The sequence below is a fragment of the Luteibacter anthropi genome, from assembly GCF_011759365.1.
In the GTDB taxonomy this organism is placed as follows: Bacteria; Pseudomonadota; Gammaproteobacteria; order Xanthomonadales; family Rhodanobacteraceae; genus Luteibacter; species Luteibacter anthropi.
The window spans coordinates 77,734-91,853 of the sequence record NZ_JAARLZ010000015.1 but is presented as its reverse complement, the minus strand read 5'-3'; the positions used below and the strand labels follow the sequence as shown (position 1 = coordinate 91,853).

The window sequence follows — 14,120 nt, the reverse complement described above, 5'->3', positions numbered from 1 at the left end:
TTGGTCATGGATGGCCGCCATCCCTGCCCACGCGGAAGCGATGGGACTGCCGCTCGACCATCTTCAGGGCCAGGGCATCGGGAAGCAGCTTGAACAGGATCTTGATCGCCGTATTTACCTTTCCGTTGACGTAAACGGCCTTTCCGGCCTCTACGGCATCCATGCCCTGCTTCGCCACCGTCACGGCGTCCATCCACAGATGGCTGGGCATCTTCGCGACCATGGCCCGCGAGCCGGTGACGTCGTGGAATTCGGAATAGGTGAAGCCCGGGCACAATCCCGTGACGTGAACGCCGGTGCCCCGGGTTTCCAGTGCCAGCGACTGCGAGAATTTCACCAGATAGGCCTTGGACGCGCCGTACAGCGTATGCCCTGCCGAGCCGGGGATATGCGCTGCCAGCGAGGCCACGTTGACGATGCGGCCGTAACCGCGGGCTTTCATGCCCGGCAGCAGGCGATAGGCCAGTTCGGTGGGTGCCGTCATCAGCACCTGGATAAAGGCCGCCTGCGCTTCCCAGGAGGCTTCGTCGAAGAAACCGGGCACCGCGTAGCCGGCATTGTTGATCAGTACGTCGATGTGCAGGTGTTGCGCATCGAGCGCAGCGACCAGTGCTTCGGGTCCGTCCACGCGGGACAGGTCCAGTGGCGCCACGATGGCGTCCACCCCGTGACGGTCGCGCAACTCGGCGGCCAGGGTTTCAAGGCGGTCGGCACGACGCGCGGTGAGCACGAGATCGTGGCCGCGACGGGCCAGCTCGCGGGCGAAGGCCTCGCCGATGCCCGAGGAAGCGCCGGTGACCAGTGCGCGTCGATTGGATGCCATGGAATGCTTCTGCCTGCAATGGTGTCGATCGCAAGTATGCACCGCGCCAGCATGAACGAATGCACGTCCGTGGTGGTGGTGGCGACGGCGATTTCACGACCCCGTGCCGGTTCCGGCAGCGATGCTGGACCTTCCTTACACCCCACACGGAGATACGCCATGTCCAGTACCGACCACGACATCAAGGTCCTCAACAATCTCATCGAGACCACGATCGACAGCGCCGAGGGCTATGGTGAAGCGGCCAAGGACGCGCACAACACGCGTTACGCCGCCTCCTTCCAGCAGCGCGCCGCCGAACGTCGCCAGGTGGCTACGCGCCTTCAGCAGCAGGTGAGCTCGCTGGGCGGCAAGCCGGAAGATGACGGCACCGTGCTTGCGAAGGCTCATCGCATGTTCGTGGAGCTTCGCGCGAAGATCGGATCGAAGGACGATGTGGCCATCGTCGATGAAGTCGAGCGCGGCGAGGATCACATCAAGGCGAAGTATGAGGATGCCTTGAAAGATAACGATGTCACCGCGGGTACGCGTTCGTTGATCAACGAAGCGTATGTGTCGGTGAAGAGCGGGCATGACCAGATGCGTGATCTGAAGCATGCGTTGCATGGCGCCAAGTAAGCATCTGGCGAAATGCAGAGGGGCCCTTTGAGGGCCCCTTTTTTTGCTTCGTAGGTTGGTGTCGCGCGCGAGGCGCGCTCCTACAGGTACGCGGTGGGGCTGGCTGTCGCGCGCGAGGCGCGCTCCTACAGCGGCTCGCAGCCTTGTAGGAGCGCGCCTCGCGCGCGACCGCTCTGTTACTTGCCCTGATCCTCGGCCATCAGCGCGTTGATCTTGTCCTTGTGCGACTCATAGAAGGCCACGTTCTTCTGGTTCACCTTCGACTGGTCGACATAACCGGCCAGCTGCGGATTGCTCTTGGCCTCCGAGGCGATAGCCGCATTGGTGACGGCCAGGTTGGCCAGCAGGAATTCACGCGGGGTGAAGCCGTTGGCCTTGATCAGCGGACCGATACGCGGATCGGAATCGGTGATCTGCTTCGCCAGGTCGTCGAGTGAGTGGATCTTGCTGAAATCGGTCTGTGCGTTCTTCGGCTGGATGCCCTGCTTCTTGGCCTCCTGCGACACCTTCACGATACGGTTGAACACGTCGTCGTTGAGGTTGTAATCCTGGATGGCCTGCTTGTCGGAGGCCGGGATCTGCGCGGCCGGGTTCGGCGCGGCATTGCCCTGAGCCTGCGGAGCCGGGGCGGCCTGCTGCGCGAAAGCGGCAGGTGCGAGAGAGGCGGTGGCCAGCAGCGCGGCGAGAATATAGCGATGTTTCACGGGCGTCTCCTTGAAATCGGTCGTGGCTGGACGATGGGCCAGCATAAAAGGCCGAATGTTACGTATGTGTGGGTGCGGTCAGATTTTCTTCAGGAATCTTCGGCACATTCCAACCCATGGCGTTATAGAGGTGGTAACGAAGGATCCCTGTGTACTCATGGATCGCGAAATCCGCGTAGAAGATGTTCTCCGACGAGGGCAGCCAGTCATATCGCGCGTTGACGTAATCGCCCCTGACCGGCTCGGCACGAATGCCGAAATGCGCGAAGTACAGCACGGAACGCTTCAGGTGAACGCCCGAGGACACCAGCACCACCTTGTCGGCCCCGAAGGTTTTCAGTAGCGGCTGGGTGAACTGCGCGTTCTGGAAGGTGTTCATGCTGTTGCCTTCGAGCACCAGGTCAGCACGCGGCACGCCGAGTCGGTCGAGCGTGATGGCATAGGTCTCGGCTTCCGAACGGCCGAGCTTCATGGCATCGCCGCCGCTCACTTCCAGCTTGCATTCGGCCCCGGTGGCCTTGCACGAGCGATACAGCTCAGTGGCCCGGAGAATGCGGCCGTTGGCATAGAAACTGGGCTCGACCACGCCCGCGCCACTGCGTACCGTGCCGGCACCCAGCAGGATGATGTAGTTACGCTGCCCCCAGCTCGTCACGTCCGGCGGAAAACCCGATTGCAGGTTGCCCAGCAGCGTGCCGGTAAGCGGCCCGCAACCGGCATAGAACAACCAGGCCAGGGCCAGCACGATAAAGACCGGACCCGAGCGGCGGCGACGACGCCACAGCAGAAGGAGTCCGATGACGAGAAGCAGCAGGAAGAAGGGTACGATCATGGGGGCGGAGCGTAGCAAACCCCGACGTCATCCGTGCAACCGTCGACGGTGTACATTGCAGGCACCATCAGGGATGCAGGGATACACGTGGCGATCGACGAGGCGATCAACCCCGGACGCGACGAACGGCTCACGGCCGAACGTGCCTACGAACTGTACTGGGCCGACCTGCTGGGTGCCGATGCCACCTTCCTGTGCATCGGCGAAGGCTGCCAGGCACTCCTGATCTGCGCCTGTCTGGAGAAGCCCGAACAGAACCTGCGCATCCGCCCTTACTTCCGCTCGCGGCGCCTGGAAGACCACGCCGACACCTGCGAGGTCGTGCGCGGCAAGGACGGCGACCGCAAGGAGAAACTGCCTGACGTGTTCGAGGCCCAACGGCCGCTCGATCACTTCCGTGCGGTGCCGCCCGTCACGGCGCCGGCCACCGCTACGACCACCCCGCCACTGCCCCGGCGCACCACCAGCGGCGGTGGCAACCTACCCCGGGCCAGCCACTACTACCGGCTCTCGTCGCTGGTGCAGAAGTTCCTGGAACACCGTCGCGACAACGACCTCGACGAGGCCAGCGTGGAGATCGGTGGCGAGAGCACCACCTATGCCGAGCTGTTTCGCAACGTCTACCGGCAGAAGGTCGCCGATCTCACCGCCACGCGTGCCGTGTGGTGGGGCAAGGCCACCCTGCGCGCGACGAAGGAGGGCGGCTATTTCCTCACGTTTACCCGGCCCTTCCGGCACGACGACAGCGAGCTGCGGCCCACCATCACCCTGACGGCCAGGGACATCGACGCCTATGCAGTCCGCCGGCTCCTGCGCGCGCGGCTGGACAAGCTGATCGACGAAGGCGGCCGTTGCGTGGTCTTCGTATGGGCAAAGCCCTGGATGCCGAAAAACACCGAAGAGCCCTTCGTGCGTTTCTACGTCAACAACCTCGATCACATCGACGTGCGCGGCACCGATATCCTCGAAGAGCTGAAAAACACCTCGCGCATCGCCCGCTGAGCGACGGTCCCTTGACGTGCGACGGTGGAACATCACCCCATGACACGCCGCAAACGCCTGCGCCTGCCCTTCGTGCGACATCCCCGGGATGCCTCGCAGGAATTCGACGATGCGAGCTATGACGGCGGTATTTCCGGGGGTTCGTACCTCCGGCACGTGGTGCTCGCGGTGGTGATCCTGACCATCCTGGCGGGTGTCGTGCGCTGCGTCACATAACCATTTCCGGCCGTCCCCCATTCGGGGGTAGGGCTCAACCTTTGCGTGCGCAATGCTTTGATCCTCCCCCCGAGCGCCGAGAGGATCGGCACCGATGTACCGCATCGACACTAGCCTTCCCCCAGTCCCCCCCCGCCCCGCCACCGTCATCGTCGACCTTGCCCAGCGCTCAGCCGCACTGGACCGGGGCGACCGTCCCGGTGCGGAAAACCTGCTGGAAAACCTGCGCGGACGTGCCGCCCTGACCGAGATCGTTCTCGACGGGACGGCCGACGACCTGTTGCTGGTCTACCGGGCTGCCCGCGCCACGGATGGAGACGGCGCCGGCGCCATCTTCTTCCGTCGCCAGGCCGACGGGCTGACCTGCACGCAGGGTCATCCGCCTGCCGTACGGACGCTGGCCAGCATCCTCTTCGACAGCTTGCGCACGGATATGCCAAATACACCGCTGGTCGCCCACGTTGCCCTCGCCCTGCGCGCGATCCTGCCGTGCAGCCCCTCGACTGCCGAACCCAGCGGCATCACCCGCGGCGGCCTGGCCGGATGGCAGGAGCGTCGCGCCGTGGCCTTCATGGAAGAGCGGCTCGACCAGTCCTTCCCCGTGGCCGCGGTGGCCGAGGCCTGCGGATTGTCGGTGAACCATTTCTCCCGCGCCTTCCGCCGGAGCATGGGCAAGCCGCCACACCGCTGGTTGCTCGACCGTCGTATCGAACGTGCCCAGGCCCTGCTTCGCACCAGCGACATGTCGCTGGCCGATGTGGCCCTGGCCTGCGGTTTCGCCGAACAAAGCCATTTCACCCGGGTATTCACCCGCACCGTCGGCATCCCGCCGGGGGCATGGCGGAGGTCGGCAAACTGATGAGCGGCGTGGACATGACAGCTACGGCAGCCACCCACGCCGAACGTCCGGCTTTCGAGCACGGCGCCATCGTGGTCGAGCGCGACGCGAGTCCTTCCGCCGCGCTCGCCCTGGGACGTGATCTCATGCTGGCCGGCTCCCGCCTGCGCGATGCGGTGGGGCGCCGGGCCCAGCGCGAATTCGGGATCACCGCCCTGCAGGCGGAAATGCTCCTGCTGCTGGCCGGTCGCCGCAGCATGATCTCCACCGAGCTGGCGATGGCCTGCGGCGTCAACGCCAGCACCGTCACCCATGCGGTGGATGCCGGTATCGAACGTGGCCTGATGGGCCGCGAGCGCAACACCGCCGACCGCCGCCTCGTGGACATCGCGCTGACCCCGCTGGGCAAGCGCATGGCCGACCGGGTGCGCACCCTGGTGGCCGAAGTGGCCGGCGATGCCCTGAAGGGCATGCTCCCACCCGACCTGGCCCGCTTCGCGGCGAGCCTGTCGCATGTGGGACGAAACCTCGAAAAAAGCTGAACCGACAAGGGCGGTCGTCAGACCGCCCGGCGACCCAGGATGAGGTGCAGGCCGAACAGGGTGAAGATCACCCCTGCACCACCGTCGATCCAGCGCGCCGCCCGTACATAGCCGCGACGCATTGCCGGCAGGGCGAACACCGCCGCCACCACGCCGAACCACAGCATGGTTTCCCCGGTGACCAGCGCCCACAGGCCCCAGCGCGCGGCCGGGTTCACGCCTTCACCCAGGAAGGCCGAGAAAATCGAGGCGAAGAAGATCGCGGCCTTGGGATTGGCAAGGTTCGTGGCCAGCCCGCGCAGCAGGGCCCGGCCCGGGCTGGAATCGCGCACGTCCACCACCGGCACGGCCGCGTCCGGGTTGGCCTTCCACGAAGCGCGCAGCATTTTCACGCCCATCCAGCACAGGTAGGCGCCGCCGGCGATGGCAATGCCACGCTCCAGCCACACCAGCTTGTGCAACAGCAGTTGCAGGCCGAGCAGGGCCAGCGCCGCCCATACGGCCACGCCCATGGCGATGCCGATGACGCCCGCAATGGCTTCGCGGCGCGAGCGGCTGGCCGCCAGCTGGGAAACGAAGAAGAAGTCCGGTCCGGGCGTGATCAGGGCCACGAGCTGCACCAGGGCGATAGTGAGGAAGAGGTTCATGGAACGACCTGTCGCATCGAGCGTTGGGGAATCACGAGATTAAGCGCCGTCGCCCCCGTCGATGCAAGACACCCGCGGTTGCCTCCACCGCACCCGCTGCGATCCCTGGCCTTCCCACCAGCCCACCCGCTAACCACCCGTCGCTCCTGCGAAAGCAGGAGCCCGGCGCCCCGGTCTCCGGACTGGCGAGACGGTTTTTTCGCAGTGCGCCTTGCCCCACACCGCCACCTCCCGTAACCTCCCGTTTTTTAAAGCGGTCACGGGGCTACCCCCGGCCTTTGCAAGGGGTAAGTCACGATGCTGGGTCTCTTGGGCCACGTTCTGTTTGGCCTGTTCGGTTTGGCGACCCTGATCGCCATCGCCTTCTGTTTCTCCAACAACAAGCGCGTGGTCGACTGGAAGCTCGTCGCCACCGGTGTTGGCCTGCAGATCGTCTTCGCCGCCATCGTGCTCAAGGTGCCGCTGGGCCGTGATGTCTTCGACACCATCGCCACCGGCTTCGTGCGCCTGCTCGACTACGTGGACGTGGGCTCGCGCTTCATCTTCGGCAGCCTGCTCGACAGCGAGAAGTTCGGCGTGATCTTCGCCGTGAAGGTGCTGCCCACCATCGTCTTCTTCGCTGCCCTTACCGGCGTGCTCTACCACCTCGGCGTGATGCAGCAGATCGTCAAGGGCATGGCCTGGGTCATCACCAAGGTGATGCGCGTGTCCGGTGCCGAGACCACCAGCGTCTGCGCCAGCGTGTTCATCGGCCAGACCGAGGCCCCCCTGACCATCAAGCCGTACATCGAGCGGATGACCCAGGCGGAGCTGATGACCGTGATGATCGGCGGCATGGCCCATATCGCCGGCTCGGTGATGGCCGCCTACGTCGCCATGCTCGGCGGCGACGACCCGGCGCAGCGCATGTTCTTCGCCAAGCACCTGCTCACCGCAAGCGTCATGGCCGCCCCGGCCACCATGGTGCTGGCCAAGATCCTGGTGCCCGAGACCGGCGAGCCGCTCACCCGCGGCACCGTGCGCATCGAAGTGGAGAAGACCACCGCCAACGTCATCGACGCCGCTGCCGGTGGCGCGGGCGACGGCCTGAAGCTGGCCATGAACGTCGGTGCCATGCTGCTGGCCTTCATCGCACTCATCGCGCTGGTCAATGCGCCGGTGCAGTGGGTGGGTACGCTCGGCGGCGACCACAGCCTCAATGCATGGCTGTCGGTGCAGGCCGGTCATCCGGTGAGCCTCAGCCTCGAAACCATCTTCGGCTGGGTGCTGGCCCCGGTGGCCTGGCTCATCGGCGTGCCCTGGCAGGACGCCACCCTGGTCGGCAGCTTCATCGGCCAGAAGGTGGTCATCAACGAGTTCGTGGCCTATGCCGACCTCGCCCGCCACCTGCCCCAGATGCTGCCGGAAAGCCGCCTGATCGCGACCTACGCGCTGTGCGGTTTCGCCAACTTCTCGTCCATCGCGATCCAGCTCGGCGGCATCGGCGGCCTTGCCCCGAACCGTCGCGCCGACCTCGCCCGCCTCGGCCTGCGTGCCGTGCTGGGCGGCACCATCGCCACCTTCATGACGGCGACCATCGCCGGCGTGCTCGAACGCTTCTGATCGAATGACCGCCGCGCGTCTCCTGGTCGTCGGCGGTTACCACGAGGAAGAGCGCTGGCATGTGCCGCGCCTTCCTCGTCCGGGCGAGCCGGTCGCTGCCACCTCGTTCGAACGCGCACCCGGCGGCAAGGCCTGGCACCAGGCCCTCGCCGCGTCACGCAGCGGTGTGCCCACCGCGCTGATCGCCGCCATCGGCGACGACATCATCGATCCATCCGGATTGCCGGCACGCGGTACTGCGCGCTGGCAGGTCGTAGCCGGCGTGCGCACCGGCCGGGCCACCGAGATCGGCGACGGCAAGAGCCCGACGCTTTCGGTCGTGGCCGATGGGGCCAACGAACATCTCGACGGCGACTTCATCGCCCGGCAGACCGACCTGCTCGCTGATGCCCGCGTCCTGCTGGTTTCGGCGCAGGCCAATATCGATGCCGTGGCCGCCACGCTGGAACTGGCCGGCGAGCGACGCATGCTGCGCCTGTTCGATCCGGGTCCGTTGCCGCCGCGTCTTTCCGTGCGTGAATTCGCCAGCACCGACGTGCTGCTGTTTGACGTGTACGAGTTTGCCCACGCCTGCGGGCGCTTTCTCAATATCGATGTCACCGCGCAAGCGGTCACCGGTATGGGCGATACGACGATCAACGCCCTCGCACGACGTCTGTGCGCGGGCACGGTGGTAGTGTCGCTGGATCGCAGCTGCCTGGTCTCGCATGGCGTGGACCGGCGCGGTGACGACGCGGAGCTTTACCGCCTGCCGACCTGCGGCAAGGGTGATCGTTTCAAGGGCTTGCTGGCAGCAGCCCTGGTCGATTCCCCCCGCTTCCGCGACGCCCTCACCGCCGCCTGCGAGTAACCTCACCCTTGTAGGAGCGCGCCTCGCGCGCGACCGGTTGTCGCGATATGTACCCGTTCGCGACAACCGGTCGCGCGCGAGGCGCGCTCCTAAAAAAACGCCCGCCGGTCGTGTGACCGGCGGGCGTTTTCAAACCACCATCAACCGTTCTTCTGCAACCACGCATCCACGGCAGGCAGGCGCTCCTTGCGCACCTGCAGGCGATAACGGATGTTGGCCACCGCGCTTTCGGCCTCGCGACGCGATGTTGCCGCGAGATACTTCTGCGCAAACGCTTCCACTTTCGGAATCATCGCCTCGTCCAGCGAACCGTAGGCCAGCCGCGGGTAGTAACGCGACGCCGAGGAACCATCGACGAAGGTATCCACCTTGTCCTTGTGGCTCACGGCGAAATCGAAGGCCAGCTCCGGATGACTGCCGGACACGCGCGTCAGCATGCTCGCGCTGTTGGTCGCGCCCGGCTCGTCCGTGATGGCCAGTTCGAGCGCGCGCTTCGCCAGCGCTTCGTCGCGCGTCGAGGCCAGCAGGGCATACAGGCGATCCTTCACCAGCGGCGTCTTCTCCGCCTTCGCCTGCGCATGCAGCTTGTCCCACGTCGCGGCATCCGCGTTGTACGCCACCACGCCGAGGATCACCTTGCGCAGGTCGGGCGCCATCTTGTCGCTCTGGTAACGGTTGCGGGCTTCGGCAATCACCTTGGCATCGCCAAGGCGACCCAGCGTACCGATCAGGCGCGAACGCAGGAGAGTCACCGGCGAGGCTTCGCCCGCCTTCGGCTCCCAGCCCAGTTCGTCGAGCTTCGGGCTCAGGCGCGCGATGGCGAACTTGCGGAACACCGCCTGCTGCTTCGCTTCGCCGTCGTAATACGTATCCAGCCCGGCCAGGTCGCCGGCGATGTCGTTCCACAGCACCGGAGATGCATCGCGCGGCGTGACCTTCACCAGGTCAAGAACGTCGGATGCCGGCTGCAGACCCGTCATGCCCAGGGCCCAGGTATCGGCCACCAGGCCCAGCTGGTCGATCGGCTGCAGCTTCGCGAACGACTGCTGCAAGGCCTTGAACTGCTCCGGCTTGTACGCCGTGCGGTAGTAGGCGGTCTGTCCGGCATTCACCAGCACCGGGCCGCAGCCGGCCACGGTGAGCGTGCCTTCGCCGTCGAGCAGGGTCGAGGCCGGCGCACCGCCCAGCGTTTTCGCAATCACCGGCACGTGCCAGCGCAGCGGCGTCTTGTCCGGGCGATCCCGGGTGAATTCACCCTGCGAAAGCTTCAGCGTGGTGCTGCCATTGGCGCAGGTGACCTCATCCACGCGCACGAGCGGAATGCCCGGCTGCAAGGTGAAGTCGTGGGCGATCGTGCTCACCGGCTTGCCGGCCGCCGCATCGATGGCCTTCCACAGATCGTCCGACACCGTGTTCGAATACGCGTGCGCCTTGATGTAATCCTGCACGCCCTTGCGCCATGCATCCGGGCCCACATAGGCCTCCAGCATGTGGATGACGGATTCACCCTTGGCATAGGTGATGTTGTCGAAAGCCTGGCTGGCCTGCTCCACCGTATCGATGTGCTGCACGACCGGATGCGTGGTCGCCACCGAATCCTGGCTCATCGCCGCCTCGCGCGTACCCACGGCGTCGAGCTCGGTATGCCATTCCGGGTGCAGGCGCTCCGTGGTGCGCGAGGCGAGCCACGAGGCGAACCCTTCGTTAAGCCAGAGGTCGTCCCACCAGCGCATGGTCACCAGGTCGCCGAACCACTGGTGCGCCATTTCGTGCGCGGCGGTGTTGAACACTTCCTGCTTGTCGCCCTGGGTGGAGAACGACGGATCGAGCAGCAGCGAATACTCGAAGGTGTAGATCGCGCCCCAGTTTTCCATCGCCGAGAAGAACTGGCTCTGGCCCGGCGAGGCGATGTTGTCGAGCTTGGGCAGCGGATACGGCACGCCAAAATACGCGTTGTATTCCTTCAACACGGCCTTGCCCGTATCGAGGGTGAACTGCGCCTGCGAGATCTTGCCCTTCTGCGTGATGACACCGATTTCCACGCCATCGGACGTGGTGGTGGCGCGTTCGAAATCGCCCGTGCCGAAGAACAGCAGGTAGGTGGACATCTTCGGCGTCTGCGCGAAGCTCACCTTCGACAGGCCGTTACCGAGATCCTTCGTCGAGGCGGCCGGCATGTTGCTCACGGCCATCTGGCCGCTAGGCACCGTGGCGTCGAGGGTAAAGGTGGCCTTGTAGGCCGGTTCGTCCCACGACGGGATGAAACGGCGTGCATCGGAGTTCTCGAACTGCGTGTAGAGCGCACGCTTCTTGCCGTCGTGCTCGGTGTCGTAATCGATGGCGAACAGGCCGTTGGCCTGCGTGCCGATCTTGCCCGAGTAATCCATCGTCAGGCGGTAGTCGCCGGCGGGGATCGCATGGTCGAAGGTGAATGTGGCGGTCTGCGCCTCTTCATCCACCTTGACCTTCGGTGCAGCAAAGCTGGCCTTGCCCTTCACCGGCGCAAGGGACACCTTCGCAAAGCTCATGTCGATCGCATTGAGCGTGATCGAACTCGTGGGTGTGGCCACCGTCAGGTCGATGGACACCTTGCCGTCGAAGCTGAGCTTGTCGGCGTGCGTGGCGATGGACACGTCGTAGTGCGTGGGCGTGATGCCACGGGGCAGCTGAGTGGTGGTCTGGGCAGCCGGATCGGCAGCCGGCGCGGCGAACGCGACCGACGAGACACCGGCGAGCGCGATGGCGAGCGCACGGACGAGAGGTTTGCGCATGGAAAGGGTGCCCCTGGGGAAGTTGACCCGGCGATAGTCGCGCCGGGCGAGCAAGGGCGTGAAGCGCCGGAAGTCATGGTCCCCCCTGTAGGAGCGCGCCTTGCGCGCGACCGGTTGTCGCGAAATGGAAGCAGATCGCAAGAACCGGTCGCGCGCAAGGCGCGCTCCTACAGGGTTACCAGAGCTTCCACCAGGGGCGGGGTTCGAGGCGGCGGATGGCTTTCAGGTGGCCGCGGGCCGCTGCCTTGCGATACCACGCGCGCGCCACCGAAAGATTTCGCGGTACGCCATCGCCGGTTTCATGAAAACGTCCCAGCTCGTACTGGGCTTCCGGATAGCCCTGCGATGCGGCAAGCCGGTACAGCCGCAGCACTTCCTCGACGTTGCGCGGCACGCCGCGCCCTCCGTCGATCATCTGCGCCAGCAGGCACTGCGCGGCCACATGGTCACGCTCGGCCGCCAGCGCCAGCCAGCGGATCGCCTCCGGATCATTGCGCGCCACGCCATCGCCCAACGCGAGGCGCCTGCCCAGGTCGAACTGCCCCTCGGCATCCTGCGGCCCCAGCCGGGCAATCCTTTCCGGTACTGCTTCAGCCTCCGGCTCGGCATCGAGCATCGCCAGGCGTTGCTTCGCCTCGTTGTCGCCCTGCTCCGCCGCCAGCCCCAGCCAGTGCTTCGCCTGCGGACGATCGACAGGCAGGCCATCGCTGCCGTCCATGAACATGCGCCCCAGCGCGAACTGCGCGCTGGCATTGCCCATTTCCGCCGCGCGGCGGTAATGCAGCGCACCGAGACGGGTACTGCGTGCCACGCCGATGCCATCACAGTACATATGCGCGATGCTGCACAACGCATCGCCATAGCCCCGGGCCTCCGGGCTGCCGCGTTCCACCGCCTTGCTGTAGAAAGCAAACGCCAGCTCGGCATCACGCGGCACGCCACGACCGAAATAATGCGACACGCCCAGGTTCAGGCAGGCCTGGACATGCCCCTGGTCAGCGGCCAGGCCCCACCAGTGCAAGGCCTGCTCACGACTGGCCTCCACGCCCTGGCCGCGCGCATGCATCGTGCCTAGCGCGCATTGCGCCTCGGCATAACCGGTGTCCGCCGCACGCTGGTACCAGATCACCGCCTCGATGGGATCGAGCGGCACGCCCTGCCCCTCGGCGTAATGCTCGGCGAGCCGGCACTGCCCTTCCAGGTGCCCCTGTTCCGCCGCGCGGCGGAACCAATGAGCTGAGCGCTGGCGGTCACGCGCCACTTCACGGCCATCGAAATAAGCTTCACCAACGAGGAACTGGGCTTCCACATTGCCCAGCTGCGCATCGCGCTCCATCCTGCCGAATGCCTGTAAGGCATCCATCGTCTCGGCCAGTTGCCGATCGACCGGGGGCCCTGCTGTTTTCCCTTCCGACATCCCTATGCCCCTGTCACGGCGTAACGCCGTGCGCGCATCATAGGCGCGGCCGGCGAGGCTGGATATCTGCTTTTTAGGCAGCGGGGCATTTTCAATCGAATAACGAAAGTGATGCCTCCGGATACGGGTTTTTCTCGTTGAAAGCGAGGGCCACCATAGGCCTCATCCCCTCAACGGACCTTCCGCCATGAAAGCCATCGCCTATACCCAGCACGGCCTGCCCATCGACGATCCTGCCAGCCTCGTCGAGGTGGACCTGCCCCGCCCCGTTCCTGGTCCCCGCGACCTGCTGGTTGCCGTGCGCGCCGTCTCGGTGAATCCGGTCGATACCAAGGTGCGCAACGGCATGGCCACCAGCGAACCCCGCGTGCTGGGTTTCGACGCGGTGGGACGTGTGGAGGCTGTCGGCAACGAGGTAAGTCTGTTCAAGGTCGGCGACGAGGTGTTTTATGCCGGCTCGCTGATCCGCCCGGGCAGCAACGCGGAATTCCAGCTAGTGGACGAGCGCATCGTCGGCCACAAGCCCCGCAGCCTCGACGACGCCCACGCCGCCGCCCTGCCGCTCACCGCCATCACCGCCTGGGAACTGCTGTTCGACCGCTTCGATATTGCCGAAAAGAGCGGCAAGGGCCAGACCCTGCTGCTGATCGGTGCCGGCGGAGGCGTCGGTTCGATCCTCGTGCAGCTTGCGCGCCAGCTCACCGGCATCACGGTGATCGGCACCGCGTCGCGCGACGAGACAAAGCAGTGGGTGCGGGAACTGGGTGCGCACCATGTCATCGATCACGGCAAACCGCTCGGCCCGCAACTCGAAGCTCTCGGTATCCAGGGGGTGGACTATGCCATCAGCCTGACCCACACCGACCAGTACTACGACCAGCTCGTGGAGATCATCAAACCGCAGGGCAAGCTGGCCTTCATCGACGATCCGAAGACGCTGGACGGCATGAAGCTCAAGCGCAAGAGCATCTCGCTGCACACCGAGTCGATGTTCACCCGCTCGACCTACCAGACACCCGACATGATCAAGCAGCACGAACTACTCGAACGTGTCGCTTCGCTGGTGGATGCAGGCACGCTTCGCACGACCCTGGGCGAACACTTCGGTCGTATCACCGCCGAAAACCTGCGCCGCGCGCACAAGCTCATCGAAAGCCACACGGCCAAAGGCAAGATCGTCCTCGAAAGCTTCTGATCTCCCTGTAGGAGCGCGCCTGCGCGCGACCGGTTTCAGCGATACCGATCCATATCGCTGAAA

The 14,120-nt window shown here is 65.4% G+C and carries 14 protein-coding genes; 8 read left to right on the top strand and 6 right to left on the bottom strand.

Going from position 1 to position 14,120, the window contains the following annotated elements; all coding sequences use genetic code 11:
- Window positions 1-4 precede the first annotated feature (4 nt).
- Window positions 5-823, bottom strand: a complete 819-nt coding sequence (locus tag HBF25_RS20800) for an SDR family NAD(P)-dependent oxidoreductase (RefSeq protein WP_166952391.1) — start codon at window positions 821-823, stop codon at window positions 5-7.
- 159 nt (window positions 824-982) lie between these two features.
- Between HBF25_RS20800 and HBF25_RS20795 the strand changes: the two genes are divergently transcribed.
- The gene (locus HBF25_RS20795; protein ID WP_166952388.1) at window positions 983-1,441 is read left to right on the top strand and encodes a PA2169 family four-helix-bundle protein; all 459 of its coding nucleotides are present in this window, start codon (window positions 983-985) and stop codon (window positions 1,439-1,441) included.
- 176 nt (window positions 1,442-1,617) lie between these two features.
- On the opposite strand, the gene HBF25_RS20790 is transcribed toward HBF25_RS20795, so the two are convergent.
- Window positions 1,618-2,145, bottom strand: a complete 528-nt coding sequence (locus HBF25_RS20790) for a hypothetical protein (RefSeq protein WP_166952385.1) — start codon at window positions 2,143-2,145, stop codon at window positions 1,618-1,620.
- 58 nt (window positions 2,146-2,203) lie between these two features.
- Window positions 2,204-2,977 carry a YdcF family protein gene (locus tag HBF25_RS20785; protein ID WP_166952382.1) on the bottom strand — a complete coding sequence of 258 codons (774 nt, stop codon included), beginning with the start codon at window positions 2,975-2,977 and terminating at the stop codon, window positions 2,204-2,206.
- Between the two features lie 87 nt (window positions 2,978-3,064).
- Between HBF25_RS20785 and HBF25_RS20780 the strand changes: the two genes are divergently transcribed.
- The 4 genes from HBF25_RS20780 (at window position 3,065) to HBF25_RS20765 (ending at window position 5,575) form a co-directional block, all read left to right on the top strand.
- On the top strand, window positions 3,065-3,979 hold the full coding sequence (locus HBF25_RS20780) for a hypothetical protein (protein ID WP_166952379.1): 915 nt from the start codon (window positions 3,065-3,067) through the stop codon (window positions 3,977-3,979).
- A 39-nt stretch (window positions 3,980-4,018) separates the two neighbouring features.
- Window positions 4,019-4,195 carry a hypothetical protein gene (locus tag HBF25_RS20775; protein WP_166952376.1) on the top strand — a complete coding sequence of 59 codons (177 nt, stop codon included), beginning with the start codon at window positions 4,019-4,021 and terminating at the stop codon, window positions 4,193-4,195.
- Between the two features lie 94 nt (window positions 4,196-4,289).
- Window positions 4,290-5,054, top strand: coding sequence for a helix-turn-helix domain-containing protein (locus HBF25_RS20770; RefSeq protein WP_166952373.1), 765 nt, complete (start codon window positions 4,290-4,292; stop codon window positions 5,052-5,054).
- 14 nt (window positions 5,055-5,068) lie between these two features.
- Window positions 5,069-5,575 carry a MarR family winged helix-turn-helix transcriptional regulator gene (locus HBF25_RS20765; protein WP_166952370.1) on the top strand — a complete coding sequence of 169 codons (507 nt, stop codon included), beginning with the start codon at window positions 5,069-5,071 and terminating at the stop codon, window positions 5,573-5,575.
- Between the two features lie 17 nt (window positions 5,576-5,592).
- Here HBF25_RS20765 and HBF25_RS20760 read toward each other — a convergent pair whose 3' ends face one another.
- Window positions 5,593-6,222, bottom strand: a complete 630-nt coding sequence (locus HBF25_RS20760) for a LysE family transporter (RefSeq protein WP_166952366.1) — start codon at window positions 6,220-6,222, stop codon at window positions 5,593-5,595.
- A 297-nt stretch (window positions 6,223-6,519) separates the two neighbouring features.
- On the opposite strand from HBF25_RS20760, the gene HBF25_RS20755 reads away from it, so the two are divergent.
- Window positions 6,520-7,824 (top strand): NupC/NupG family nucleoside CNT transporter, encoded by a 1,305-nt coding sequence (locus tag HBF25_RS20755; RefSeq protein ID WP_166952363.1) that lies wholly within the window; start codon window positions 6,520-6,522, stop codon window positions 7,822-7,824.
- Between the two features lie 4 nt (window positions 7,825-7,828).
- Complete coding sequence (locus tag HBF25_RS20750; RefSeq protein ID WP_166952360.1) at window positions 7,829-8,674, top strand: PfkB family carbohydrate kinase; 846 nt, start codon at window positions 7,829-7,831, stop codon at window positions 8,672-8,674.
- Between the two features lie 140 nt (window positions 8,675-8,814).
- Here HBF25_RS20750 and HBF25_RS20745 read toward each other — a convergent pair whose 3' ends face one another.
- Together HBF25_RS20745 and HBF25_RS20740 are read right to left on the bottom strand one after the other, a co-directional pair.
- Window positions 8,815-11,445, bottom strand: coding sequence for a M1 family metallopeptidase (locus HBF25_RS20745; protein ID WP_166952358.1), 2,631 nt, complete (start codon window positions 11,443-11,445; stop codon window positions 8,815-8,817).
- Window positions 11,446-11,620: 175 nt separating this feature from the next.
- Window positions 11,621-12,862: a tetratricopeptide repeat protein gene (locus tag HBF25_RS20740; protein ID WP_166952355.1), complete on the bottom strand. Its 1,242-nt coding sequence runs from the start codon at window positions 12,860-12,862 to the stop codon at window positions 11,621-11,623.
- Window positions 12,863-13,049: 187 nt separating this feature from the next.
- Between HBF25_RS20740 and HBF25_RS20735 the strand changes: the two genes are divergently transcribed.
- Window positions 13,050-14,057 carry a zinc-binding alcohol dehydrogenase family protein gene (locus HBF25_RS20735; RefSeq protein ID WP_166952352.1) on the top strand — a complete coding sequence of 336 codons (1,008 nt, stop codon included), beginning with the start codon at window positions 13,050-13,052 and terminating at the stop codon, window positions 14,055-14,057.
- The last annotated feature ends 63 nt before the right edge of the window (window positions 14,058-14,120 follow it).